Raw genomic sequence first — 23,537 nt, forward strand, 5'->3', positions numbered from 1 at the left:
GCGGGGGCTTGTCACAGGCTGGGGGTCACCCGCTCGCGCGGGGAGGTCGGAACCAGCGCCGACAACGCGGCGGCCGAGTCGTTCAACGCGACCCTCAAACGCGAGATCCTGCAGGGGGCGCGCCACTGGCCCGATGCCCGAGCAGCCCGCCTGGCCGTGTTCGGCTGGATCACCCGATACAACACGGTCAGGCGGCATTCCCGCCTCGGCCAGATCAGCCCGGTCGATTACGAGAAAGCTGCAGGTAGCTTGAAGCTCGCCGCCTGAATTCGGTGTCCACGTTCAGGGGGGAGCCCCCGACCGGCTTCCTTCAACGGGCAGCATGGCAGGATGCCGGATCTGCTGTGGGATGAGGTCAGAAGCTTCTTCGACCCTGATCTGATGAGGACCCTGCCAGATGTACGGGTTACGGACACCTTGGTCGGCGACTGGCAGGTAGTCCTTGATCTGATCGAGGCCCAGGGGTGGAGGAGCGAGTACTCCGAGGGCGACATCGTGATGCCGCTGCCCCGCGCCGAGCAGGTGTTGTCCCTGCCTGCGGATGCGGACTGCCCGAGCCTGCGAATCTGGCCGGCTCCTGATGTGCCGGCGATCTTCCGCTTCCTGTCGGAGGACACGATCGACTTCGATATCGATCTGCGGGAGCTGCAGGGGCAGGAACGGCTGAACCTTCTGTGCGGGTTCTTCGTGACGATCGGGCGAAAGCTGGGCAAGCCGGTGTTGATGTCACCAGAGAGTGACCCGGACCATCCAGTGCTCGGGTTCGAAGTCGGGACCGATCGCGTGGTGTTGCCGGCGGATCCCTGGCCTGCTGACCATCGCTGCGGAACGGGAGCTCTGGAGGATCCGAATTCACAACCGTCGGATGAGAAGTGAAACGCTGTTTCTCGGTCTGGCAGTGCGCTGACTTGCTGCAATCCCATGGGATCTTCCCCGGAGAAGAATGGGCGTTCCGCACATGTTCCGGATCTTTTCTCTTCCCTCTCCGAGCCGCAGACGGCAAGGCGAGAACCAAGCGCCCCTCTCGCCCGCGCTCAGTGAGCCCGTCGACCATGCCTTCCCCAGTGCTGCGCCGTCAGGGGCACTCCTCGGCATAGCCGTGGCCGCGCGGACAGCGGGGATCCCAGTGAGCGCCGTAGTGCATCAGGGAGGCGGCCAGATCGGGGTGAGCGGCGGCCCAGACGTCGTCGAAGAAGAACCACTGTCGGTAGCCGAAGGAGTCGTCCATATGGATCGACATCTGGGCCACGTGCTCCCCCTGCCGGATGAGTGTGCGGTCCGGATCACGGCCCCTGGAGGGCTCGAACCCTTCCAGCCGGCGTAGAGCGGTCTCGTGCGCCTGCGGATGAGCGCCATACGTCTCGGGTACCTCCTCTTCAAAGGCCGGCCACCGGTTGCAGCGCTCCAGCGCGGGCCTGATCTCACTCTCGCCGGGAGCCACCAGCGCGCGCAGGGCGAGCAGTTCCAGAGGCCACTCGTCGAGCCTGACGTCGGCCGCCCGCAGAGCCGCCGCGAGCTGCGGCAGCCGTACACCCGGAAACGACTGCGGCGGGCACCGGCCGATGCTGTCAATGCTCGCGTAGAAGGTCAGCACGACCGCGTAGGTCACCCCCTCGCCACCCGGCGGTGCGGGCATGAGCGCCCCGACCGGCACTGGAGGGATGAACATATGGCCGGCGGAGGCGTGATGGGAGGTCTCGGGCAACTCCCAGCCCTCATGCAGGAGGTAGGCCCAGCGATCGGGCTCGGCCGCCACGAGGGCGTCGTCGACGAAGAAGTAGGCCAGGTCGACCTCGTCATCATCGGTGAGCACCCGCACGCTGTGCTCGTCGACCCGCAGCTCCTGCTCGACGTAGAGGTGCTTCTCCAGTAGCTCGCGCAGTTCCTGCATGCTCTCGGGAGCGGGCAGTCCGGTCTCGAAGATCATATTGAGGCCGTAGACGTCTGCTCCGAGTTCACACTCGATCCACTCGTAGGCGTCGCCTGCCCCAGCGTCGTCCCACACCCCGCGGAACCAGTCGAGCACGGTGGCATCGGGAAAGTGCCGCACCAGCTTGCCGAGCGGCCCCTCGTAGAAGCTGCGATAGACGAAGAAGACCATGGCGCCAACCATCCCAGGTGCCGCTGACAGAGCACGCCGAGGATCTCTAATCGCCTACCGGCCACGACGCTGGTCCTGGAGCAAGGTATGGATATCCGGGTGGTTCAGGTGCCCCTCGGCCACTCCCGACTCACCACGACCAAGCGCTACACGCACGTGACGGAGATCCTCGCCAGCGAGGCGGTGGCGCGGATGAGGCGGGCGCTGTGGGACGGCTGACTGCGTCGGAGCCATGACAACCGCAACTGGAAATGCAACTGGGCAGGCTCCCCGATCATGGAGATGGGGGAGTCCGCCCAGTTCGTTGAAGCGCGCCCTGCAGGATTCGAACCTGCGACCGTCGGATTAAAAGAAGTCGATTCGATCGCGGTTCGGGGTGCTGACCTGCGGGCGCGTTGTCCGTGGACGTGGTCACGTTCGCCGAGTTCCGCCGTCGTTCATCCCCTTGGCTGTATTCATGGCTGTACGGCCAAGGCTCCCTTGACGGCCTGATCGCTTCCTTATCAGGACCATCCCGGCCATGATCGGCGGCTCGCAACCCGGTCTTGAACGGTGCTGGACGGGTGTGGATGTGAGCCGTCGTGTGCCTCTGTTGCAGTACGCGTCCGCCGAGAGCCCTCACTGCCCGAAGGAGAACCGGAGCTGGGCATTGATCAGGAAGTTGAGCCGGTGACGCAGACGATCGATCACAGCCTGTTCCGGAGCTTCCGCAGGTGTCAGCAGCGTCCAGCGCAGTGAGCACCCGCCGTCCTTGGTCGGCTGGATGTCGAACCGGATCTCGTCATGGGGCCTTTCCGGCCACAACGACGACCAGACCACGAGTTCCGGCTCCACCGCCCGGAGGGTACGCGGCTCGACTTCATCGGAGTGCAGGTCCAGCCACTGCCGTCCGCCAGGTCGCCGAGGGGCGGCCAGACTCTCCCACACCATGTGAGGCGGCGGCGGCTGTGTACGCTCCCGTGAACTCAACTCGATCATTTCCGCAGTTTAGGAGGACCCGGTCGGATCGGCTGTCACGCGGTCGCTGTTCACCAGTTTGGAAGACTGCGGTATGAGATCTGCTGACGTGCTGCGCTCCAGGTCAGAGCGGACAGGGCTCTCTCCGCCAGTTCTCGTGATCCCCCTTGGTGACCGCCCGTACGGGCACGCGAGTGGCACGGCCTAACCTTCTAATCCGTAGGTCCACAAATGATGTCCAAGGGCGTTCAGATCGGTTCGCCGCGCAGGTCGCACACAAACCGCCTGTTCATATCCGTCCAGCTCGGTGCGCTGCCATGCGGTCTGCTGGCTCCCAAGTCGGCTCCCGGAACGGGGTCCGCGGGAGCATGGCCGTATCGCTCTTAGTACTACAACAACATTTCGTTGTGTAGGGGGTGTCGCCGTTGATAGTGGCTGGTACGGGCGCGGTGCTGGTAGAGCCTTCGGCGATGAGACCAGGCCAGAATGCGCTCGATCGGGCGGGCGAAGGTCAGGGCGTGGGTCAGGTGTGCCGGCAGACGGCGGATCTCGCCGGGACTGAGGGGGATAAAGCCGTCAGGGCTTTTGGGAGGCCTGCCGCGGTGGCGGTCAGATAGGTGTGGGCGAACATCGCCAAGGTGATGTGCCGGTACCAGGCGTCATAGCGGCGGACCTGGTAGTGGTCCAAGCCGGTCTCGGTCTTGGCCTGCTGGAAGCATTCCTCGATGGCCCAGCGGGTGCCGGCGATCCGCACCAGCTCGGCGAAGGTGGTGTCGTGCGGGCCATAGATGAAGTAGAAGGCCAGCTCCTCAGGCTTGGTGATGCTGCGGCGGATCAGCAGCCAGCGGCCAAAGCCCGGCTCGACGTCCCACGGCAAGGTGGCCAGCGTCCAGTCATACAGTCGGGCCCCCTCGGTGCCGTTCCCGCCGACAACCGCTTCCACGCCTCGGGCGGGGCGTCAGCAGCCAGGCTGTCGGCACGCAGGTTGCCACCGGGCCCGAGGCCGGCACTCTGGCTGCACGGCACGGCCACCACATATCCCATCCCGTGCCGCTCGCAGAAACTGCGGAACTTGTAATCGCCGCCGTATGCCTCATCAGCGGTGATCCAGCGGGCGGGCACTCCGGCCGCCGGCGCCTGCTCCAGCATGGTGCGCGCGATGGCCGGTTCGGTGGCGAAGGCAACCGAATCCGGGATCGCCGTCCGGGCGCAGCGCTCCCGATCGGCCAGCCATGACGTGGGCAGATACAGTTCCCGGTCAATCAACGCCCGCCCTCGTGGTGAGGCGTAGGTGACGAACACGCCCAGCCGGCAGTTCTCGATCCGGCCGGCCGTGCCCGAGTACTGCCGTTGCACCCCGGCCGATCGGTCGCCCTTCTTGACGAACCCGGTCTCATCGACGATCAGCACCCCGTCGGCGTCACCGAGTTTCTCCACCACGTATGCCCGCGGATCGTCGCGGACCGCATCGGCGTCCCAGGCGTAGGAGTTCAGCAACCGCCGCATCCCTTCCGGGCCGTCGTCGCCTGCTGCCTCGGCCAACTGCCAGCCGTTCTTGCGCTCGACCGGCGTCAGCAGCCCGATCAGGTCGCCTCGCCTCTGGCGGCTCGGCCGTACGACCTGCGGCACGCGGCGGTCTCCCTATGGCTGAACGCCGGAGTCCACGCGCCGGAAGCGGCCGAACGGGCAGGCCACGGAGTGGACGTGATGCTCAAGGTCTACGCCAAGTGCATCGAGGGCCAACGAGACGTGGCCAACCAGCGCATCCTGGACGCACTCGCCGCATGACATCGACACCGCGCACCGACAGGACCCCGGGACCCCTCGGGGTCCTTCGTCGTTCCGGCCCCGGAATCGTTCCGCACGCCTCCGGAATCCCCGACCCCACCTGCGGAAACGCGCCCTGGAGCATTCCGCGTATGTTCCGCGACCACTGGCGTACGGCTGCATCCGACTGCCTGCGGCTGCATGAGCGGTGCGAGCCGTACACATGCAAAAGACCAGGTCAGCATGGAGATGACCTGGTCTTGGTGGCGCGCCCTGCAGGATTCGAACCTGCGACCGTCGGATTAGAAGTCAAGAGTGCTATCGGAGAGGTACACCTTGTTTACCTGCGGAGACGTCATCGCTCCCTGTCTGCCTCTCGCCATTCGGGAAGCCATTGGGAAGGGCCAGGGCGTCACGGCGTCTCTGACGGATCCAAGTCATGTCGAATCTGGAGTGCTGGATCTCTCGAAAAAGGAAGCGCGACGATCCCTCTTTAGGGTAGAAGAGCACTTATGGCTTAGGGGCGGGTGGACCCTGAGAGCGGCAGTAGTTAGGGTGGTCGGCATCACTAACGAAGCGGTCGCGTCCATCACCAAACAAGTGATTGTTATTTGATTTTAAGGATCGTGAAAATGCAGGAAAATGGCTGGGAGTCCCTCAGGAGCGGAATCACTCTTGACCAAATACAAAAGGCTGCAAAGATGTCCGGATATCCATTGCAGACAGAGGTAGCGACGCTGCTTAATTCAATGGGATTCGACGTGCAGGATGAATGGTCGTATTTGGATCAGAATTCTGCTCAACCGCGAACGATAGATATCCGGGCGAACATTCAACTCAGGAATCTACCTTCAGAAGAGAGTCGAATACGTCCGCATCTCACTCTAATAATCGAATGCAAAAAATCCGATATGCCGTATGTGTTTTTTCGCAACAACCCTCGCATTGCTCTGGAATTTCCATTTATTTTCGGGCTATCCAACAAATGGGTACAAGTTGAGACCGATGATGATCGGTCTACTTGGAAATTCTCTGTTTCTGAAGTGCTGGGCATGGATGATCATAGTTTCGTCACTAATGCATTATGCTCAAGTATCTTCAGTAAATGTGTTAGGCGAGGAAAGGAAGTTGAGCTGTCAGGCAGCGAAGCCTATAGCAGCACGGTCTTCCCGTTGGTGAGTGCAGTGCAGCATTTCGAAAGGATGTGCACTCCGCCTAAAACCGCATTCTGGTTTGATGCGCGCCTCACCATTTGCTTAGCGGTATTGGATGCTCCGATGATCTCCATTGATCCAACAGCAGGGGAGGGCGAAGCGTCTCCTGTGCCTTGGGTTCGAGTTCTCCGAAATGAGCCTTCTGATAAGCCTCGAATTCTTGCGGAGCAAGGGAAGGTTTGGGCAATAGATTTTGTGCACAAGGACTATCTTGGCGATTATCTAAAAAATCATGCAATTCCGTACGCTGAGATGTTTGCAGAAAAGGCGTGCTATCACGATCAAGTTTTAGGAAGTATGCAGGGGTTCGTTAAGGGGCTAGGTGCGGGCAGGTGGGATGTTATCAAAAATGAGGTAGAGCCTTTAAGTATATTGATAGGGCCATCGTCGCGCATACCTGTCGGAAGTCTGGCTAACCTTAACTTGCGCGCAAAAATGATGATTAAAGAGATGAATCTTAACTCTTCGAGGCGAAAGCGTTCGAGATAATCAAATGATTTCCTGTTGCGCACTCGCCGCAAGTTTGGTCCATGGGATATCGGCAGCTTTAATGATCTGATTGGGGCCGATAAAGCGAGCCGTCACGAGCACTCCGGCATCGTGGGCGATCTGTCCGGCATGACTGGCCGATGCGTCTTCGATGAGCCACGGGGTCAGGTCAAGCTCGAAGGCATCCACAGCCGTCTTCAGTACACAGCTTTCTGTAGCGATCCCACATACATAGAGATCAGTCCATCCATGCTCCCGAACGAGGGCGGTTCCTTCCTCGTTGAAGAGGCTGTAGATGGTCTTGTCTATGACGGCCGTCGCCTTTTCTGTGTATGGCGCAAGCTCGGGAACGATGTCGATCTCTGGTGATTCCATGAGCTTGGACCAATTAAAAAGCTTCTCGAAGTTGCTGCCCATGTAGTTCAGGTAGCGAGTGAAAACGACGTCGCCGCCGGATGCCTGCCATCGCCGTACGAGGTCAGTAATAACGGGGACCACGTAGGCGGACTCTTCTCGGACGAAGCCGTTCTGTACGTCAACGACAACGAGAACCGCTGAGTTATTGATCACGGGACTTACCTCTCACTGGTCTCGCGAAGAATGTCTACGGCTTGTGTGAGGTGGTCAATAAGGCCACTCGTGTCTAGTATGGCGGCTCGCATGGAGCGATGTTGCCCCGTCTCCTGGGGACGAGCGTTGGTCAAGCGGGACCGTACCCCCCGGAGAAAGCGCCAGCCGTACGGTTCAGGCGCCTCGGGGTCCTTGCCCTGCTCAATCTGCCCGTTGATGTGTTGACAGTAGGCCCACACGGCTTGTGTGGCCAACTCGGTGCTTACTAGTTCATCTTCGGCGAGGGCGCGGCGTGGGGCCAGCGGGCAGTAGACGACTCCGGACCATGAGGCGTAACCGATGGAGATTCCCTTGATACCGAACGGGATGATTTCTGAGTGGTTGAATCCTTCTGCGAATAGCGCACGCTCGACTAGTTCGGCGTGACCAAGGGAAGATTCACTCTCTTCGGAGTCCCGTTCCAAGAGGACGCGGGGTGTGGAAATGATGCGCGTCGCCGTGTCGAGTTCCGTCCCGGACCACATGGGCGAATGCAGCCAATAGAGACTGAGGACGTAGGTCGCTTCGACGGTTTTCCCGCTGAGTCCTGAGAGATATCCAGAAGCCCAGTCCAGATTTTGAAGATATGACCGCCGGCGCCACATGGCCAGATTTGCGATGTTGGTGAACTTGATGTCCTCGCAGAGATGGAGGATGGCCACACCGAACGGCCACACGTAGAGACGGCATTCGCCATCTGCGGGAACTGCGGCGCTCACATGGCACTCAAGTCCGGATTGAGGTTCGGCTTGCGCAACTATTCCGCGCTCCGCGAGTGCCGCGGCCTGGTCGGCTCCGATGTAGGCACACACGAACTTGTGGGAGCGGACGCCGAAGGTATCGGCTGCCGGCGTCGTCGGCTCGACGTCGCCGAATAGTTCATGAGGAGTTGCGTCGTATACCAGGCAGTACAGCTCAATGTAGAGCTGGTCACGGCAGATGGCTCGTCCCGTCTCGTGCCGGTAGACCGCCTTCTCGATCGCATCGGGGTCAGGGACGCTGAGACCACGATGCAATCCAGCCCGTTCAAGCTCGCGGGCCGCTCGGAGGCGGCTCCAGCCCTTGGCCTTCCGTTTTGAGATGAGGACATTGTTCGGTACGAGGCGTTTCGCTGTCTGGCTGTCCTCTATGGACATGACGCGTGTCCCTCCGTGTCCTTCCCGTCATCTGGAATCAGCGCAGCGTGATCGCGAATCTAGGTGCTGTGAGGACAGTCACAGAGTCTCGGTCAGTCCGAGCGAATCTGATTCAGGCGGCTCTCGATCGATGCAACTCGCTCGCGGAGGTCCGCGAGCTGCTCTCTGAGTTCTACGACGGTGGCCGACTCGCCAGATGTGACAGCGGACGCCCGGCCCTGGTCTGCGACCTCTTGAAGGTAGCCGTCAGGGAGATCGAGCGCGCGAGAGATGGCTGTCAGTACGGCCGGCTGACGGTTCTTGTCCTGTCCGTGCTGGATCTGCCGAAGGGTGGCAGTCGAAACGCGGGAGACCTCCGCAAGCTTCTTCTGTGTCAGGCCGAGCGTCGTCATGCGTTCGTTGATCACCTTCGCCACGGCGGGCCAGTTGCCCACGTGTCCCTCCGAGTCCGTACGTAGAAGCCAACTGATCAAAGCGTAACTAACTCGTTGCGCTATTGACAGCGCTACTTCTAGCGCTCATAGTTGCGCTAGAAGTAGCGCTGTCAAGGACGTAAAGCAGGGCGGCCCTCATCCGCCAAGACACGGGCCGCCCCTCGACTCCCTCGCAGAAGGAGACACCTCATCATGACCCGCCCGTCCACCCCGGCCAAGTCAGACGTGTGTACGTCGGACTGCCGCAACGGCCAGATCTGGAACCCCGGCTCCGGCCCCTACCCCTGCCCGCTCCACCGCCCGAACGCCGCCGGAAACGGGGGCACGCGATGAGGCGCCTCGACCTTAACCGCATCCCTGCCGCAGAGCTGCGTACGGCGATGCTGGCCGCCGGCCCGGTCTGCGAGCTGACCGACGCGCACCTGTTCACCGGCCCGGACGCGTTCGAGGTCGAAGGCGACGAGGCCAAGCGCCGGCGCGAGCGCAAGGCCAAGAAGATCTGCGCCCGCTGCCCGGCCCTGGCCGAGTGCCTGGCCTACGCCATGGCCATTTGCCCCAGCGAGGGCGTGTGGGCGGGCCTGTCCGCCCGCAAGATCCGCGCGCTGTCGCTCAGTCCCGCCGCCGGCATCGACACCGAGCGGGAGGCCGCGTGATGGCCCGCTTCTCCTGCCCCGACTGCCGTTCCCGCTCCAACAGTGCCATCGGCTGTCGCCGCTGCGGCAGCACTACCGGCCGTCAGGTGCAGCGCTGTCCCGTCCACGGCGCCCGCTGCCTGCACGGCTGCCGGATGTGCCGTTCCCTGATCCGCTCCTACGCCGGAAGCTGAGGAGGCCACGTCATGACCATCACGTCCACCCCCATCCCCGCCGTCCCCAACGACGGCCCTGCCGACCTGCCGGGCCTGGCTGAGCTGGTGTGCGCGCTGCGCCACTGCGCGCAGTTGCCCGGCCTGCTGATCCGCGTCAGCCCCGACCTGGGCAACAATGCCGAAGCTGCCAGGAGCCGCTGCGACCGCGCCCCGCGGATCGCTCTGGGCGCCGACCTGCTGACCGACTCGGGCTCGCTGCCGCTGTATGGCGTGCTGGCTCACGAGATCGCCCATCACGCCCTCGACCACGGCGATACCCGGCCGTTCTGGCGTAACCCGGTCTGGCTGTCCAAGGCCGCGCTGCTGGGCGGCTTGGTTGTGCGGCTGCCCCTGCCGGTCCTGGCTGTTCTGGTCTGCGTCGTGCTGGCTGCGGCTTTGGCCGGTGCCCGCCGGGAGCGGCTGCAGGAGTACGACGCCGACACCCACGCGGTGCGGTTGCTGGAGGCCGCCGGGCTGCCTGGCCGGCGCCTGGTCGCCGCGGCGCTGGCCGACCTGGTCGACGAACCGGCCGGGTATCGGCTGATCGGATGGGTCTTCGACGGTCACCCCAGCGCGCGCGCCCGGCGCCGTAACTTAGCCGCCGGCCGCCCGGCCCGCCGGCTGCGCTGGGCGCTGCTGTGGCAGCGCACCCCCGCCCCCACCACTGCGCTCGGCTTCACCTGCACGGCGTGCGAGCTGGCCGACACCGAGGCGGTGATCTGGTGATGGAGTTCCTCGTCGTCCTGACCCTGTCCAAGCCCTACGGCAGCGGATTCCGGCAGGCCACCATCATCCGGACCGTCACCGCTGGCCCCGGCTCGACCCGCGAGGGCCTGCTGTCCTGGGCGATCGACCAGGCCGGGCCGGAGTTGCAGGGCTCCAACGTCATGTTCTTCTCCGCTGAGCCCAACGCCCTGCCCGCGTCGCTGAAGGTGGTGAAGGGCTGATGAGCACCACGACTCACACTGACCAGGCGCGCGAGTACCTGTCCGACGCCGCCCACGAAACTCACCTGTACGCGGCGGACCCGCGCACCGTGGACTACCGCGCCGAGGCCCTGCGCGACGCCGCGGTCGGTATCGGGCACGCGGTCTTGACCCTGCAGCAGGGGCTGGCCGAGATCAGCGCCGGACTCCACCGGGTCAGCGACCCGCGCCCGGACGTCATGGGCATCACCAGGGCCGTGCGGGACCTGACCGACGCTCTGCCCACGACCGTGCAGCCGGCGGACCTGGTGGACGTCTCCAACTCCGTCGCCGATGTGCGGACCGAGGTGGCCGAGGTTGCCGCTGCGGTGCGGGAGCTGGCCGAGGCGATTCGCGCCCAGCAGCAGCCCCGCCGCCGCTGGTTCTCGCGCCGGATGGAGGTCGGCCGATGAACACCGCGACTCCGACCCCGGACCCGGACGAGGTTGCCCGCGGCCTGGCCGAGCTGGAGCGCTACACCGCCGACCACGCCCCGACCGTGCCGGCCCCCGCCGACATCGCCGAGGAGGGCGAGACGCGGCGGGTCCGCGACCTGCGGGCCCGGGTCGCCGAGGCTCACCGCCTGGTCGAACTGCAAGACGACGACGCGCCACTGCTGGTCGACACGCCCAAGGTCCGCAAGCGCCGTACCAAAGTCGCCGAGGCCGCCCGGCTGCATGCCCTGGCCCAGGACCCGGACGCGCTGGCCTGGCGGGACGCCAAGGTCCGCAAGGTCACGACCGCGATGACGATGACCGCCGCGTGCATCGCGCTGGGGGTCTCCTCCATCGGCGTGCAGGCGTCGGTGGCCACCGGCCTCAACCTCAAAGACGGGTCGATCGGCTGGTGGGCGGCGTTCGGCGTCGAGCCCGCCCTGTCGCTGCCGCTCCTGGCGGCCGTGAGCGTCCAGGCGTACGCCGCGATGCGCGGCCATGTGGTCGACCGCAAGAGCCCCGAGGGCCGCAAGCTGACCCGCATCGAGGCGCTGCTACTCGGGCTGACCCTCATCCTCAACTGCTGGCCGGCGCTCGTCGACGGACACGGAACCCTGGACAAGGTCGCCTTGGGCCTGATCGTGCACAGCCTTGGCCCGGTCGCCGCGGTGGTCGCCGTGTGGACCCTGCCGACGCTGTGGGCGGTGCTGGGGGCGTTGCCCGCTGAGGGGGGTACCGGCGCCTGTACCACCCCGTCTATCAGCGGGGATGCCTCCACCGGGGACGGTGGCGAGTACAGCCGGTACACCCCCGACCGGGCCGACATCGAGGCCCTGGCCGAGCGGGTGCGGCAGCTGATCGCCGCCGGGCAGCTGCCCTCCTCCCCGGGCGTCCACAAGATTCGCCGCGCGCTGGGGTGCGGCACCACCGTCGCCGCTCGGGTCCAGGCGGCCCTGAGCGGGGGTGCCGCATGACCCGCATGGTGAAAACCGTCTCCGCCACCGGCTCCGCCCGCGCCCGGCAACAGGCACAGATGTGGGAGCGGCTGCGCAACGCCATACGGGGGGCGCTGGCCGTGCTGGTGCTGCTGATCACCGCCGCCGAGGCGTGGCTGACCGCGCTACTGGGCCTGCCCCCGATCACGCCGGTACTGCGCCGCCTGACCGAAGTGATCGCCGATGAATGGCGGACCGGCGCGGCCGACGCCATCGACGCCGAAGTGATCGACGACCCCGACCAGGAGGTATGGCCATGAGTCGCCGCAACATCACCGAGCTGTCCACCATCGAGTTCACCGGCTCGCTGGGAGCCGCCTTCCACGCCTACGGCAAGCAGCTGACCGGGCTGGCCGAGCGGTGGGGCACCGAGCTGGAGATCGCCGCCGTCGACGCCGAGGCCGCGATGTCGAGCATGAAGGGTCATGCGCTGCTGTTCGGCCTGGACTCCAAGGTTCGCGCCCGCCGGGTGGCCAAGCGGCTCAAGCGCGCTCAGGTGCTGGCCGCCGCGCTGGCCGAGCAGGGCGAGAACTTCCACCGCACCTACCGCAAGCACTTCATCCCCAACGCCTGACCTGAAAGGAGAGCGGTCATGGGCACTGGACAGACCCGGCTGGATGAGATTTCCAACATCGAGTTCCACGGCAAGGTCCCCGCGAAAATCACCGCCTACACCACCGCCACCCAGCGCTTTGCGCACGATCTGGTCCGCGAGCTGGACGCGGCCGAGTCCGCCGCCGAGTCGGCGATGACCCAGTTAAAGGGGCACCCGCTGCTGTTGGGCGTGGACGTGCGCGCCCGCGCCTGGCGGGTCACCCGGCACCTGCGCGAAGCGCGTGAGGTCGTGCTGGGCATCTCAGCCGAGGCGGTCAAGTTCAACCTGCAGTTCCGACAGGAGTTCCTCGAAGCCCTCGAAGCCATGAGCAAGCGCGACACCAAGCGCTCCGACTACAAGGGGAAGGTCGATCTGTGATGGCCCGCAAGACCACCCAGTCCCTACAGCTGGTGCAGGACGCGACCATGGATCGGCTGGCCGCCTCGGCTGTGTCCAAGGTCGGTGTGCTGGTCCCGCCGTGGGCCGTGCTCGGTTTGGAAGCCGCCGCGGGCGCCATCTCTCACGCCACGTGGGGCCAAGCGCCGGCGGTGACGTGGGCCGCGGTCGGCTGCACTCTCGGCTCGACCGTGCTCACTGGCCTGACGTGGGCCATCACCCATCAGCGGCGGCTGATCGGCCGTCTGCACGCCACCGCCACCACTGCCGCGGCCTCGGTGTGGTTCACCACGGCCACCATCACCGGCCTGGACGCACCCGTCGTCAACGGTGCGCTGTTCTTCGGCGGCGCCACGCTGGCCCTGTCGTGGAACATCCGCACCGTCATCCGCAACACCGGCGGCGACAGCGACGGCGACGGCGGGGATGCGCTGGGGTCGCTGTTCAACCGGGCCAAAGAACAGGCCGGTCTGAAGGGCAGCCGGGTTCGGGCGACCGAGGTCACCGCGCACAAGGTCAAGGGGCTGATGCAGCTGCCGCCTGGGGAGAAGACCGCAGACGACGCCATCAAAGCCACCGACCGCATCGAATCAGGGATGCAGCTGCCGCCCGGCAGTGTGATCGTGGCGCGCGATGACGACCGCGCCGACCATGCGCACATCACCGTCTCTGACCCGCGCGCGATCCGCCGGCCGATTTCCTGGCCCGGCGCCTCCCATCCCGGCGCGTCCATCGACAAGCCGCTCCGCATCGGCCTTTACCAGGACGGCGACGACGTGCAATACCGGTTCGTGGGCCATCACCTGCAGGTCATGGGCATGACCGGGTCCGGCAAGAGCATCGGCGGTGCGTGGAACATCATCGGCGAGATCATCACCCGATGCGACGCCGCGGTGTTCTCCATCGACATCAGCAAGGACGACCAGACCATGGGGCCGCTACGGGAAGGTTTGCACCGGTTCGAGACCACCAAGGCCGGTGCGGTGGAGCTGATCCGCGCCATCCACGCCGAGATCCCCAAGCGCACCAAGTGGCTGGCCAGCCGCGGTTACAGCAACTGGGAGCCCGGCTGCGGGCTGACCTACTGGTACCTGCACATCGAGGAGATCGCCAAGCTCGTCAACGAGATCGGCGGCCAGGATGAGGAACTGCTGGGCGAGATCCTCAAGGAGATCCGCTCGGCCGGCGGCAGCGTGATCTTGTCGCTGCAGCGCGCCGACTACACCCAGATCCCCACCATCTTCCGCTCGCAGATGGCCAAGATGTGCTTCGGCTTGAGCGACCCCGATGACGTCAAGTACGGCGTCTCCTCCCGCCAGCGCAAGGCCGACGTCGAGCCGCACGAGTGGGAAGACCACTACCCCGGCATGGCCTACCTGGACGGCAAGAGCGTCCGCCCCACCCACTACGCCATGCCGCTGCGGACCTTCACCTGGGGCCGCAACAGCGCCGAAGCCCGCGCCGCGATGGCCGCGCACGCCGCCGCCTACCCCGCCGCGGGCAAGCAGGCGGACCCCTTCACCGCCGCCCTGACCCGGACCGCCGCCCCCACCGTCCCCGCTGCGTCGACTGGAGCCGCCGCCATGGCCATCCCCATGCCCGCGGCGCACCCGGCTCCGGCCGCCGCGCACGATGAGCATGCCGAGTTCGCCGCCGACTTCGCCGACCTGCTGGGCGACGCCGCGCAGCTGGTCATCGCCACCCAGCACGCCTCACCGGCCATGCTGCAGCGCAAACTCCGCATCGCCTGGGAGGACTGCCTGCGTCTGTTGGAGGCCCTGGAGCGCAAGGGCGTGGTCGGGCCGCCCGCGCCCGGCGGCGACGACCGGCCGGTCCTGGTGGGCGCCGACGACCGCGCCGCTCTCGGCGTGGTGGAGCACCTGCGCGCTACCGGCGACGTCGTCACCGCCGCCCTGGCCCGCATCGACGACCCCGACCCGTCCCTGAGCGCCGGACCTGGCGACGCCGTCCGCGAGCCCACCGCCGCCGAGGCCGAGACGTTGCAGACGGACACCCCTGCGGCTGCCATGCACCCGGCCGACGCCCGCGACCTCATCCACGCCTGGCTGCGCCACCGCCACCAGAGCGGAAAGCACACCTTCACCGCCACCGACGACGACCTGACCGCGGTCCGGCACAAGACCGGCAACGGCCGCGCCTGGATCTACAAGGTCCTGACCGGCCTGACCGACCGCGGCGTCCTGGCCGTGAGCAAGACCGGCAGCACCCGCACCTTCACCATCACCGACCTGTCCCCGCTGGAGCGCGAGGACTACGGCCGCGCCGCCTGAGCGCCGGCCCGGGGGCGGCACCGTGACAGCCGGCCGCCCCACCCCCCTCGTGCGGCTGCGCGTGGGACGCCCGCCCGCCGCAACGATGATCTTGTCACGCGCCCGTCACGGCACCTGTCACAGGGCTTGTCACGGGACCGCTGTCACAGTGTCACACCCCCGCTGACCTGTAACTCCCATCCCCAGCCCCTTTCCGTGACGCCCACGCCTGTCACGGGCGCAATCCACCGACGATCACTCTCATCGTTCTGCCCTGGTTAGGAGACCACCGCCATGTCCACCCCGAACACCACCACCCGTCCCGACGAGATCACCGCGCGCATGACTGGCCGCGAGCTGCGTGAGATCTTCGGCGCGGTGCTGCCGCACGCCGGCATTGACGACGAGTTCGCCCCTCTCCACATGCTCACCCTCGACGCCTCCGGCGGCATGCTGCACGTGCTGGCCACCGACCGCTACACCCTCGGTATCGTCCGCCACCCGCTGCCCGAAAGCACCACGGACTTCGCGCTCACCCTGCCCGCCCGCGCCATCCAGGCCGTGCTCCGCCAGATCAAGACCCGCGCCAGCCTCACCGTGACACTGAGCCCGCACGGCCTGACCATCGACCAGACCAGCGACCCTCAGCTGAGCTACCGCCTACCGGCCAGCGACGAGTTCCCGCTGCTGCCCGACTGGCGCGCCTGGATAGCCCAGCGCGCCCGCCTGGCACCCGACCCCATGATGACCGCACCGCACGGCGTGGCCCTGAACCCCGCTTACCTGAGCAGGTTCCGGGCCGCGACCCGCAACGGCTCTCCGCTGGAGATGCGTCCCGCTGGCAAGACCATGCTCGTCACCTGCGGCACCCACTTCCTCGGCCTGATCTCTCCCATGGATCTGACCAAGGCCCGCGCCGCCAGCGGCGACCCGCTGGCCACCTGGCTGCCCGCCCTGCCCAGCAGGAAGGCCGCCGCGTGACCGCCATGACCACGGCCCCCGCCGTCCCGGCTAGCCCGGACGCTGCGCTTGTGACCTTCAGCTACGGCGGGGGCTGGCAGTCCACCGCCGCTCTGGCCCTGGCCGCCCGCGGAGACCTGCCGTTCACCACATTCCTGTTCGCCAACGTCGGCGACGACTCCGAACACCCCGCCACCCTGCGCTACCTCGCCGAACACGCCGCACCGTTCGCCGCCGCCCACGGCATCACCCTCCACCAGCTCGCCCGGACCCGACGCGACGGCTCGACCGAGACCCTGTACGGCCGCCTGACCAAACCCGGCTCCCGCTCCCTGCCGATCCCGGTGCGCATGTCCAACGGCGCGCCCGGCACCCGCCAGTGCACCGCCGACTTCAAGATCCGGGTGATCGGCAAGTGGCTCAAAGCCCACGGCGCCACCGCCGAACAGCCGGCCACGGTCGGCATCGGCATCAGCGTCGATGAGATCCACCGCGCCAACAACCGCCGCTGCGAACCCCATGAGCGGATCGTCTACCCGCTGCTGGATCTGGGCATCCGCCGCGCGGACTGCCCACGCATCATCCGCGCCGCCGGCCTGCCCGTCCCGCCGAAGTCGTCGTGCTGGTTCTGCCCGTTTCACCGGCTGACCGCCTGGGCCGACCAGCGCCGCGACGAACCCGAGCTGTTCGCCAAGTCCTGCGCGCTGGAAAGCCTACTCAACGACCGCCGCGCCGAACTCGGCAAGGACTCCGTCTGGCTCACCCGGCATGCGGCCCCGCTCGCCGAGGTCGTCTCCACCGATGACGTGCTGCCGCTCGACTTCAGCGACGGCACCTGTGACTCCGGATGGTGCTTCACATGACCTCGCCCACCCTGCGCTATGCCCTGGCCGCCGCCGCCCGCGGCTGGCACGTCTTCCCCGTGGCCATCGGCGACAAGCCCCCGCTCCGGGGGTTCGCCGACTGGGAGGCCAACGCCACCACCGACCCCGAGACCATCCGCCGCTGCTGGTCGCGCGCGCCGTACAACATCGGTATCGCCACCGGTCCTTCTGGGCTCGTGGTGATCGACCTGGACACCCGAAAGGAGGGGCAAAGCCCCCCGCCTTCCTGGGACCTGCCGGGAGTCAACGAGGGCGCCGACGTGCTGGCCGTACTCTGCGAACGCGCCAGCCAACCCCTGCCGTTCGAGACCTTCACCGTCCGTACCCGTCGCGGCGGCATGCACCTGTACTTCACCGCGCCGGACGGGTCCGCCCTGCGCAACACCGAGAGCGACAAGGGCAACGGACTGGGCTGGCTGATCGACACCCGCGCGAACGGGGGCTACGTCCTCGGCCCCGGCAGCTTCGTGGATCTGCCGGACGGTACCGGCGCCTACGAGGTGCTGCACAACACGACCCCGGCCCCGCTGCCCCCTTTCTTGTTTCAGCAGCTCTTGCCCCCGCCCCGTCCGGCGCCCGTACCCGTGCACCTGGCTCTGCCCGACACCCGCCGAGGCGCCTACCTGCGCACCGCTCTGGAACGCGAGTTGGAGCGCGTGGCCACCGCTCCGATCGGTCAGCGCAACGGGACGCTCTACCTCGCCGCGATCGCGCTGGGTCAGCTGGTCGCCGGGGGCGCGCTCGCCGAGACCGAGGTGTCAACCCTGCTGGAACAACAGGGGGTCGATGTCGGGCTGAGCCGCGCCGAGACCCTCCACACCGTCGCCTCCGGCCTGCGCGCCGGCGCCAAGCGGCCCCGGACGGTGGCCGCATGACCATCCCATCCACGCACACGGGAGTTGATTCCATGTCCCAGACCGAACCCGCCGGCCACGGCGCGCTGCTGCTTGACGCGCTGCTGGCCGCGCTGACCCGCTACGTCATCTTGCCGACCCCGGACGCCGCGCACGCCGTGGTGTTGTGGATCGCCGCCAGCCACGCCCAACCCGCCTGGGCACACGCCCCCCGGCTGGTGATCCGCGCCCCGGAAAAGCGGTGCGGCAAGTCCCGACTTCTCGATGTGGTCGAGGCCACCTGTCACGAACCGTTCATCACCGTCAACAGCAGTAGCGCCGCGGTCTACCGGTCCATCAGCGAGGACCCGCCCACGATGTTGGTCGATGAGGCCGACACGATCTTCGGCCCGAAAGCGGACGGCAACGAGGACCTGCGCGGGCTGCTGAACGCCGGACACCAGCGCAACCGCCCCGCCAAGCGCTACGACGCCGCGCTGAACAGGGTGGAGTCCATCCCGACGTTCGCCATGGCCGCGCTGGCCGGAATCGGCGCGATGCCCGACACCATCGAAGACCGCGCCGTGGTGGTCCGGATGCGCCGGCGCGGCCCCGGCGAAACCGTCGCCCCCTACCGCCACCGCCGCGACCGGCCCGCACTGCGCCAGCTTGCCGAAGACCTCGCGGCCTGGTTGCGCGCCGACCTGTCCACCCTGGAGCAAGCCGAACCGCCCATGCCGGTGGAAGACCGCGCCGCCGACACCTGGGAACCCCTGGTTGCCGTCGCCGACCACGCCGGGAGCCACTGGCCCGAGCGCGCCCGCGCCGCCGTACTGGCGCTGACCGCCGAGGCCGACGACAACGGCGAGACCTCCACCCGCGTGCGGCTGCTGGCCGATTGCCGCGCGGCCTTCGGCACCGATCACGCCCTGCCCACCGCCGTCCTGTTGGAGCGGCTCAAGGCCGACACCGAAGCGCCCTGGGCCGACTACGGACCCGCCGGGCTGACCGCGATGAGGCTGGGCGTGATCCTGCGCGAATACGACATCCGCTCCACCACGATCCGCTTCCCCAACGGCCAGGCCAAGGGCTACCAGCGCGCCGACTTCATCGACGCCTGGGCGCGCTACTGCCCTACTCCGGAGGGCGCCGAGAACGGCGAAATCCTCACCTTCGGCAGGGGTAGCCGTACCAGCCGTACCAGCCTCGTTATCGCAGGTCAGGCCGATGAGGCTTGCATTCCTGGTACGGCTTGAGCCGTACCAGACAAAAAGCCGTACCAGTTCTGACCAGGCAAAACGAGGCTGGTACGGCTGGTACGGCTACCCCCCTAAGAACCGGCCCTACGCCCTCCGAAACAGCCTCGATGCCCGCCTCGCCGAGGCCGCTTTACCGCCGATCGCAGAACCCGGAAGGACACGCGAACCATGGCCACCGCCACCGGAACCAAGCCCCTGACAGTCGCCGAGTTCTGCGCCGAACTCGAAATCTCCCGATCGACCTTCTACGACTGGCGCGCCAAGCACCGCGCCCCGAAGTGCTTCACCCTGCCCAACGGCAGCCTGCGTATTCGCCGTGCCGACTATGAGCGCTGGCTTGCCAGCCTGGAGGATGCCGCCTGATGAACATCACCTACAACGTTCGCGTCTACAAGACCGAGAGCCGGAAGAACAAGGACGGCAAGGTGACGTCCTACCGGGTGCTGTGGCAGACCGGCGGAAAGTCTTGGAAGAAGCCTTTTCCGAAGGAAGCGCAAGCGGACGCCTACCGGAGTTCTCTGGTGACGGCCGCACGTAACGGTGAGGCGTTCAGCCTGGTCACCGGCGAGCCCATCTCTTGGAAGCGCGCCGAGCATGCCGGAATGAGCTGGTACGACTTCGCATGCAAGTTCGCGGACATGAAGTGGAAAGGGGCGTCTGCGAAGTACCGGCAGGACATCGCGCGGGCGCTCACCGCCGCCACACCCGCTCTGTTCACCAGCGAGCAGGGCAAGCCTGACGACCTCGACCTCCGTACGGCCATGCGCCGTTGGGGCTTCAACACCAAGCAGCGCTCCGAGGCGCCCGAGGAGGTGGCCGACGCGTTGCGCTGGCTCGCGGTCAACACCAAGCCCGTTTCCGCGCTCGCGGACGCCGGGTCCGTACGCGACCTGTTGGAAGTGGCTACCTCGCGGCTGGACGGCAAGCGAGCCGCTACAAGCACGGTCCTGCGGAACAAGACCATTCTTCAGAACGCCCTGGACTACGCCGTGGAACTGAAGCTCCTGACGGAAAACCCGATCAAGGGGCTGAAATGGAAGGCGCCCAAGACGACGTACGAAGTGGATCGGCGCAGCGTCGTCAATCACATCCAGGCGCGGGCACTGCTGGACGCTGTGGGTAAGCAGCCCCGTAGCGGTCCCCGGCTCGTGGCGTTTTTCGCGGTCATGTACTACACGGCCCTTCGCCCCGAGGAAGTGGTCAATCTCCGGGACCACAACGTCACCCTCCCCGGTCTTGTACAGAACGAGGAGACCGGCGAATGGGAGGAGCCCGCGGACGCCTGGGGAGAACTGCATTTCGCCGTCGCGGCCCCGTTCGCCGGCCGTGAGTGGACCGACGACGGCACGCTCCGCGAGGAACGCGCGCTCAAGCACCGCCCGGACGGGCACACCCGAACCGTCCCCTGCCCGCCCCCGCTTACCAGGATTCTCCGTGCTCACCTCACCGCCGAGTACGGCAAAGGCCCGGACGGGCGGCTGTTCTGGGGAGAGCAGGGCGGGGAACTGCCCGGTATCACCTACCGGCGGGCCTGGCAGAAGGCACGCAAGGCCGTCTTCACCGATCAGGAGTGCGCCTCACCGCTGGCCAAACGGGTCTACGACCTCCGGCACGCGTGCGTGTCCACCTGGCTCAACGCTGGGGTGCCCGCTACCCAGGTCGCCGAGTGGGCCGGTCACAGCGTGGAAGTTCTCCTCCGGATCTACGCCAGGTGCATCGTCGGCCAGGACGAAGCGGCCAAGCGCCGGATCTCCGAGGCGCTGGGGGAGTGACGGGCGGCCCCGATCCCGTGGGAAGGCATTGGGAAGGATCAACCGCAGACGGCCGGTGAGAGCCGTAGACAGCCGGACATGAGAAACCCCCGCGTGACCGCGTCAGTGCAGGTCAGGCGGGGGTTTTCGCTGGTCTTGATAGCGCGCCCTGCAGGATTCGAACCTGCGACCGTCGGATTAGAAGTCCGATGCTCTATCCAGCTGAGCTAAGGGCGCTCCCGCCTAATTGTGCATGATCCGGGGAGTGTCCATGTATCGGATCCGCGCTCGTGTCGCGAGGATCACTCTACGAGGAGCGGTGGCCGGTCCCGTGGACAGGGGGGCGGGGCGTCTGCCGGGGGCCGGATGGTGTCGCGATCGCCCTGCCGACTGGGGTGGTCAGGCGGTGGTCATCCAGGAAGAGGCGTGGAAAAGGCCTGGAAGGAGACTGGAAGCGACCCCGCGGAGATCCCGGCGGAGTCCTGGGGGAGGCTCGGCTGAGTCCTGGAGGGAGCCCCGGCGGAGTCCCTGGGTGTCCCTGGGGAAGTCTCCGGAGAATCTCTGTGACATCCGGCGGGGGCGGGTTTTACGGGTGTGTCGAAGAGGGCCGGGATGCGGGCCGGAACATCCGAAAACAGGTCCTCCCGACGGGCGGACCGGTCTAGGCTCGTATGTCATGTTCGCCGTCACGGTCCAAGAGGAGATCCCCCTGCTGGGCGGTGACGTGACCGACGGGGTGGTGCGGGTCGGTGACACCGTCCGCAGGCCCGTCCGCCCTTCCACCCGGTCCGTGCACGCGCTGCTGCGGCATCTGGAGGAGGCCGGGTTCGACGGCGCGCCCAGGGTGGTCGGCCTTGACGCGCAGGGTCGGGAGATCCTGACCTATGTCGACGGTGACTCGGCGGCCATGCCGCTGGCTGCCTGCGCGACCACCGATGAGTCGCTGGCCGCCCTGGCGAGGCTGCTGCGGCGCTTCCATGACGCCTCGGCGAGTTTCGTCCCGCCGCCGCAGGCCGTCTGGGAGGCCGGCTCCAACGACGACGCGGTCCCCGAGGTGATCGGCCACTGCGACGTCAACCTCGACAACGTGATCTTCCGCGACGGGCTCCCCGCCGCGCTGATCGACTTCGACATGGCCCGGCCCACGACCCGGCTGTTCGACGTGGTGACCACCCTGCGGCACTGGGCGCCGATCGCCGACCCCCTCGATCTGGACCCGCTCCAGCACTCGCTGGAGGTCGGCCCGCGACTGCGCCTGTTCTGCGACGCGTACGGCCTGGCGCCGCGTGAGCGCCGTCGCCTCCTCGAACTCGCCAGGCTCCGCTTCGACCGCTCCTACCACGCCATGCGCACCAAGGCCGCCACCACGGGCGGCGGCTGGGCCCGCATGTGGGCAGGGGGCGCCGGGGCACGTATCCGCCGGGCCTGCGCCTGGCTTGAGACCAACCAGGACGAACTCCATGCCCATCTCATCTGACCGCTCCGCGTTCAAGCGGAACCGCTCCGCCTTCGGGCGGGACCACTCCACGTTCCAGCGGCACCGGTCCTCCCTCCAGCGGGGTCGAGCCGTGTCCGCGGGGAGCCGGGTGGTGTCCGGGCGGGGCCGGGCGGCGTCCAGGCGGGCCGAGGCGCTGGGGATGCTCGCCGGGGTCGTGCTCGACGCCGTGCTCGCCGACCCCCGGCGCGGGCATCCGGTGGCGCTGTTCGGGCGGGCCGCCGCGGCGCTGGAGAGGCGGGTCTACGGTGACGCCCGGCCCGACGGGGTCCTCTACACCGTTCTGTGTGTCGGCCCGGCGGCGCTGCTCGGGCTCGCCGTGACCCGCGTGGAGAACCCGGTGGCACGAGGTGCGCTGAGCGCCGCGGCGACCTGGTCGGTGCTGGGCGGCACGACGCTCGGACGTGAGGGCGTGGCCATGGCGGAGCTCCTGGAGGCCGACGACCTCACCGGGGCGCGCAGGAGGTTGTCCCACCTGTGCGGGCGTGACCCGTCGCTGCTCCAGACGTCCGGGCTGGCCAGGGCCACCGTCGAGTCGATCGCGGAGAACACCTCCGACGCCGTGGTGGCGCCGCTGTTCTGGGGCGCGGTGGCCGGAGTCCCCGGGCTGCTGGCCTATCGGGCGATCAACACGCTGGACGCCATGGTCGGCCACCACAGTTCCCGCTACGAACGTTTCGGCTGGGCCTCGGCCCGGCTCGACGATGTGGCCAACTTCGTTCCCGCCCGCATCACCGGAGTGCTCACCGCTCTCGGCGCGCCTCTGGCCGGCGGCTCGGTCCGCCGTGCGGCGGCGGTGCTGCGTAAGGACGGTCACCGCCATCCGAGTCCCAACGCGGGCCGGTGCGAGGCCGCCTTCGCCGGAGCGCTGGACGTCACGCTCGGCGGCATCAACGTCTACGGCGACCGCGTCGAGCACCGGCCCGAGATGGGCGACGGACCCAAGCCGTCGGTCAAGGACATCCGCAGGTCCGTACGGCTGGCGCGGGCAGTGGGGCTCGCCGCCGCCGGTCTCGCCGTCCTCGCGGCACTGCGGGGCCCACGCCGGTAGCCGCATGACCTGATCGGGCGGTACGGCATGGCACCCGCTGGTTGTGAACCGGGCGGGTGGTGCGGGGTTCAGCAGGTGGGTGCGGGGCCCGGGCT

The 23,537-nt window shown here is 67.1% G+C and carries 26 protein-coding genes, 1 tRNA gene and 2 pseudogenes; 22 read left to right on the top strand and 7 right to left on the bottom strand.

The window, feature by feature from the left end:
- Together CA984_RS27475 and CA984_RS27480 are read left to right on the top strand one after the other, a co-directional pair.
- Window positions 1–267 (top strand): integrase core domain-containing protein (locus CA984_RS27475; RefSeq protein WP_133061787.1); only part of this gene is annotated, 267 nt, incomplete at its 5' end.
- A gap of 63 nt (window positions 268–330) precedes the next feature.
- Entirely contained in the window at window positions 331–876 is a 546-nt protein-coding gene (locus CA984_RS27480) for a hypothetical protein (RefSeq protein ID WP_242676204.1), read from the top strand.
- 199 nt (window positions 877–1,075) lie between these two features.
- Here the strand turns inward: CA984_RS27480 and CA984_RS47330 are convergent, their stop codons facing one another.
- Entirely contained in the window at window positions 1,076–2,101 is a 1,026-nt protein-coding gene (locus CA984_RS47330) for a hypothetical protein (RefSeq protein ID WP_207621048.1), read from the bottom strand.
- A gap of 75 nt (window positions 2,102–2,176) precedes the next feature.
- Here CA984_RS47330 and CA984_RS27490 point away from each other — a divergent pair, with 75 nt between their 5' ends.
- Window positions 2,177–2,320, top strand: a complete 144-nt coding sequence (locus CA984_RS27490) for a tyrosine-type recombinase/integrase (protein WP_278249066.1) — start codon at window positions 2,177–2,179, stop codon at window positions 2,318–2,320.
- 399 nt (window positions 2,321–2,719) lie between these two features.
- Here the strand turns inward: CA984_RS27490 and CA984_RS47335 are convergent, their stop codons facing one another.
- Both CA984_RS47335 and CA984_RS27500 read right to left on the bottom strand, forming a co-directional pair.
- Window positions 2,720–2,935, bottom strand: a complete 216-nt coding sequence (locus CA984_RS47335; protein ID WP_207621049.1) for a hypothetical protein — start codon at window positions 2,933–2,935, stop codon at window positions 2,720–2,722.
- 646 nt (window positions 2,936–3,581) lie between these two features.
- Window positions 3,582–4,666: pseudogene (locus tag CA984_RS27500) on the bottom strand (IS701 family transposase); the annotation flags it as partial.
- Between CA984_RS27500 and CA984_RS48180 the strand changes: the two are divergent.
- Window positions 4,637–4,846: pseudogene (locus CA984_RS48180) on the top strand (tyrosine-type recombinase/integrase); the annotation flags it as partial. The pseudogenes CA984_RS27500 and CA984_RS48180 sit on opposite strands and share 30 nt — an antisense overlap.
- Window positions 4,847–5,451: 605 nt before the next feature.
- Window positions 5,452–6,528 carry a hypothetical protein gene (locus CA984_RS45590; protein ID WP_133061788.1) on the top strand — a complete coding sequence of 359 codons (1,077 nt, stop codon included), beginning with the start codon at window positions 5,452–5,454 and terminating at the stop codon, window positions 6,526–6,528.
- Here the strand turns inward: CA984_RS45590 and CA984_RS27505 are convergent, their stop codons facing one another.
- The 3 genes from CA984_RS27505 to CA984_RS27515 all read right to left on the bottom strand — a co-directional run bounded on the left by CA984_RS27505 (window position 6,529) and on the right by CA984_RS27515 (window position 8,707).
- On the bottom strand, window positions 6,529–7,098 hold the full coding sequence (locus tag CA984_RS27505) for a cysteine hydrolase family protein (protein WP_086576435.1): 570 nt from the start codon (window positions 7,096–7,098) through the stop codon (window positions 6,529–6,531).
- 5 nt (window positions 7,099–7,103) lie between these two features.
- Entirely contained in the window at window positions 7,104–8,273 is a 1,170-nt protein-coding gene (locus tag CA984_RS27510; RefSeq protein ID WP_086576436.1) for a hypothetical protein, read from the bottom strand.
- A 92-nt stretch (window positions 8,274–8,365) separates the two neighbouring features.
- Window positions 8,366–8,707, bottom strand: a complete 342-nt coding sequence (locus CA984_RS27515) for a helix-turn-helix domain-containing protein (RefSeq protein ID WP_207621050.1) — start codon at window positions 8,705–8,707, stop codon at window positions 8,366–8,368.
- 329 nt (window positions 8,708–9,036) lie between these two features.
- On the opposite strand from CA984_RS27515, the gene CA984_RS48185 reads away from it, so the two are divergent.
- From CA984_RS48185 to CA984_RS27590, 15 genes are all read left to right on the top strand, one after another.
- A complete protein-coding gene (locus tag CA984_RS48185; protein ID WP_086576437.1) occupies window positions 9,037–9,360 on the top strand; it encodes a WhiB family transcriptional regulator in 324 nt (107 codons plus the stop codon).
- Window positions 9,361–9,545: 185 nt separating this feature from the next.
- Complete coding sequence (locus tag CA984_RS27525; RefSeq protein WP_086576438.1) at window positions 9,546–10,280, top strand: M48 family metalloprotease; 735 nt, start codon at window positions 9,546–9,548, stop codon at window positions 10,278–10,280.
- Window positions 10,277–10,501, top strand: coding sequence for a hypothetical protein (locus CA984_RS27530; RefSeq protein ID WP_133061789.1), 225 nt, complete (start codon window positions 10,277–10,279; stop codon window positions 10,499–10,501). Before CA984_RS27525 ends, CA984_RS27530 begins: the two co-directional genes overlap by 4 nt.
- Window positions 10,501–10,932 (top strand): hypothetical protein, encoded by a 432-nt coding sequence (locus tag CA984_RS27535; protein ID WP_086576440.1) that lies wholly within the window; start codon window positions 10,501–10,503, stop codon window positions 10,930–10,932. Before CA984_RS27530 ends, CA984_RS27535 begins: the two co-directional genes overlap by 1 nt.
- Window positions 10,929–11,927: a hypothetical protein gene (locus tag CA984_RS27540; RefSeq protein WP_086576441.1), complete on the top strand. Its 999-nt coding sequence runs from the start codon at window positions 10,929–10,931 to the stop codon at window positions 11,925–11,927. The genes CA984_RS27535 and CA984_RS27540 overlap by 4 nt, the downstream gene beginning before the upstream one ends.
- Window positions 11,924–12,208, top strand: coding sequence for a hypothetical protein (locus CA984_RS27545; RefSeq protein ID WP_086576442.1), 285 nt, complete (start codon window positions 11,924–11,926; stop codon window positions 12,206–12,208). Before CA984_RS27540 ends, CA984_RS27545 begins: the two co-directional genes overlap by 4 nt.
- A complete protein-coding gene (locus CA984_RS27550; RefSeq protein ID WP_086576443.1) occupies window positions 12,205–12,522 on the top strand; it encodes a hypothetical protein in 318 nt (105 codons plus the stop codon). The genes CA984_RS27545 and CA984_RS27550 overlap by 4 nt, the downstream gene beginning before the upstream one ends.
- Before the next feature lie 18 nt (window positions 12,523–12,540).
- On the top strand, window positions 12,541–12,921 hold the full coding sequence (locus CA984_RS27555) for a hypothetical protein (RefSeq protein ID WP_086576444.1): 381 nt from the start codon (window positions 12,541–12,543) through the stop codon (window positions 12,919–12,921).
- Window positions 12,921–15,230, top strand: a complete 2,310-nt coding sequence (locus CA984_RS27560) for a DNA translocase FtsK (protein WP_086576445.1) — start codon at window positions 12,921–12,923, stop codon at window positions 15,228–15,230. The genes CA984_RS27555 and CA984_RS27560 overlap by 1 nt, the downstream gene beginning before the upstream one ends.
- A gap of 273 nt (window positions 15,231–15,503) precedes the next feature.
- Window positions 15,504–16,190, top strand: coding sequence for a beta clamp domain-containing protein (locus tag CA984_RS27565; RefSeq protein WP_086576446.1), 687 nt, complete (start codon window positions 15,504–15,506; stop codon window positions 16,188–16,190).
- A gap of 50 nt (window positions 16,191–16,240) precedes the next feature.
- Window positions 16,241–17,032 carry a phosphoadenosine phosphosulfate reductase gene (locus tag CA984_RS27570; protein WP_207621051.1) on the top strand — a complete coding sequence of 264 codons (792 nt, stop codon included), beginning with the start codon at window positions 16,241–16,243 and terminating at the stop codon, window positions 17,030–17,032.
- The gene (locus tag CA984_RS27575; RefSeq protein ID WP_086576447.1) at window positions 17,029–17,928 is read left to right on the top strand and encodes a bifunctional DNA primase/polymerase; all 900 of its coding nucleotides are present in this window, start codon (window positions 17,029–17,031) and stop codon (window positions 17,926–17,928) included. Before CA984_RS27570 ends, CA984_RS27575 begins: the two co-directional genes overlap by 4 nt.
- Window positions 17,929–17,960: 32 nt before the next feature.
- The gene (locus tag CA984_RS27580) at window positions 17,961–19,142 is read left to right on the top strand and encodes a DUF3631 domain-containing protein (RefSeq protein ID WP_108724626.1); all 1,182 of its coding nucleotides are present in this window, start codon (window positions 17,961–17,963) and stop codon (window positions 19,140–19,142) included.
- 171 nt (window positions 19,143–19,313) lie between these two features.
- Complete coding sequence (locus tag CA984_RS27585; protein WP_086576448.1) at window positions 19,314–19,508, top strand: helix-turn-helix transcriptional regulator; 195 nt, start codon at window positions 19,314–19,316, stop codon at window positions 19,506–19,508.
- Window positions 19,508–20,917 carry a tyrosine-type recombinase/integrase gene (locus tag CA984_RS27590; RefSeq protein ID WP_165781435.1) on the top strand — a complete coding sequence of 470 codons (1,410 nt, stop codon included), beginning with the start codon at window positions 19,508–19,510 and terminating at the stop codon, window positions 20,915–20,917. Before CA984_RS27585 ends, CA984_RS27590 begins: the two co-directional genes overlap by 1 nt.
- 142 nt (window positions 20,918–21,059) lie before the next feature.
- Here the strand turns inward: CA984_RS27590 and CA984_RS27595 are convergent.
- Window positions 21,060–21,133 (bottom strand) — tRNA-Arg (locus CA984_RS27595).
- Window positions 21,134–21,572: 439 nt separating this feature from the next.
- Between CA984_RS27595 and CA984_RS27600 the strand changes: the two genes are divergently transcribed.
- Together CA984_RS27600 and CA984_RS27605 are read left to right on the top strand one after the other, a co-directional pair.
- Window positions 21,573–22,373: a phosphotransferase gene (locus tag CA984_RS27600; protein WP_086576450.1), complete on the top strand. Its 801-nt coding sequence runs from the start codon at window positions 21,573–21,575 to the stop codon at window positions 22,371–22,373.
- Window positions 22,357–23,442, top strand: coding sequence for a cobalamin biosynthesis protein (locus CA984_RS27605; protein ID WP_086576451.1), 1,086 nt, complete (start codon window positions 22,357–22,359; stop codon window positions 23,440–23,442). The genes CA984_RS27600 and CA984_RS27605 overlap by 17 nt, the downstream gene beginning before the upstream one ends.
- Window positions 23,443–23,537 lie beyond the last annotated feature (95 nt).

Source organism: Streptosporangium minutum, from assembly GCF_002149035.1.
Lineage (GTDB): Bacteria > Actinomycetota > Actinomycetes > Streptosporangiales > Streptosporangiaceae > Streptosporangium > Streptosporangium minutum.

Excerpts from the sequence above, each read along its gene's own strand:
- CA984_RS27605 (WP_086576451.1), top strand. The coding sequence starts at position 22,357 with ATGCCCATCTCATCTGACCGCTCCGCGTTCAAGCGGAACCGCTCCGCC.
- CA984_RS27575 (WP_086576447.1), top strand. The coding sequence starts at position 17,029 with ATGACCTCGCCCACCCTGCGCTATGCCCTGGCCGCCGCCGCCCGCGGC.
- CA984_RS27525 (WP_086576438.1), top strand. The coding sequence starts at position 9,546 with ATGACCATCACGTCCACCCCCATCCCCGCCGTCCCCAACGACGGCCCT.
- CA984_RS27600 (WP_086576450.1), top strand. The coding sequence starts at position 21,573 with ATGTTCGCCGTCACGGTCCAAGAGGAGATCCCCCTGCTGGGCGGTGAC.
- CA984_RS27535 (WP_086576440.1), top strand. The coding sequence starts at position 10,501 with ATGAGCACCACGACTCACACTGACCAGGCGCGCGAGTACCTGTCCGAC.
- CA984_RS27550 (WP_086576443.1), top strand. The coding sequence starts at position 12,205 with ATGAGTCGCCGCAACATCACCGAGCTGTCCACCATCGAGTTCACCGGC.
- CA984_RS27585 (WP_086576448.1), top strand. The coding sequence starts at position 19,314 with ATGGCCACCGCCACCGGAACCAAGCCCCTGACAGTCGCCGAGTTCTGC.
- CA984_RS27590 (WP_165781435.1), top strand. The coding sequence starts at position 19,508 with ATGAACATCACCTACAACGTTCGCGTCTACAAGACCGAGAGCCGGAAG.
- CA984_RS27480 (WP_242676204.1), top strand. The coding sequence starts at position 331 with ATGCCGGATCTGCTGTGGGATGAGGTCAGAAGCTTCTTCGACCCTGAT.
- CA984_RS27545 (WP_086576442.1), top strand. The coding sequence starts at position 11,924 with ATGACCCGCATGGTGAAAACCGTCTCCGCCACCGGCTCCGCCCGCGCC.
- CA984_RS47330 (WP_207621048.1), bottom strand. The coding sequence starts at position 2,101 with ATGGTCTTCTTCGTCTATCGCAGCTTCTACGAGGGGCCGCTCGGCAAG.
- CA984_RS27565 (WP_086576446.1), top strand. The coding sequence starts at position 15,504 with ATGTCCACCCCGAACACCACCACCCGTCCCGACGAGATCACCGCGCGC.
- CA984_RS27540 (WP_086576441.1), top strand. The coding sequence starts at position 10,929 with ATGAACACCGCGACTCCGACCCCGGACCCGGACGAGGTTGCCCGCGGC.
- CA984_RS27560 (WP_086576445.1), top strand. The coding sequence starts at position 12,921 with ATGGCCCGCAAGACCACCCAGTCCCTACAGCTGGTGCAGGACGCGACC.
- CA984_RS27555 (WP_086576444.1), top strand. The coding sequence starts at position 12,541 with ATGGGCACTGGACAGACCCGGCTGGATGAGATTTCCAACATCGAGTTC.
- CA984_RS48185 (WP_086576437.1), top strand. The coding sequence starts at position 9,037 with ATGAGGCGCCTCGACCTTAACCGCATCCCTGCCGCAGAGCTGCGTACG.
- CA984_RS27510 (WP_086576436.1), bottom strand. The coding sequence starts at position 8,273 with ATGTCCATAGAGGACAGCCAGACAGCGAAACGCCTCGTACCGAACAAT.
- CA984_RS27580 (WP_108724626.1), top strand. The coding sequence starts at position 17,961 with ATGTCCCAGACCGAACCCGCCGGCCACGGCGCGCTGCTGCTTGACGCG.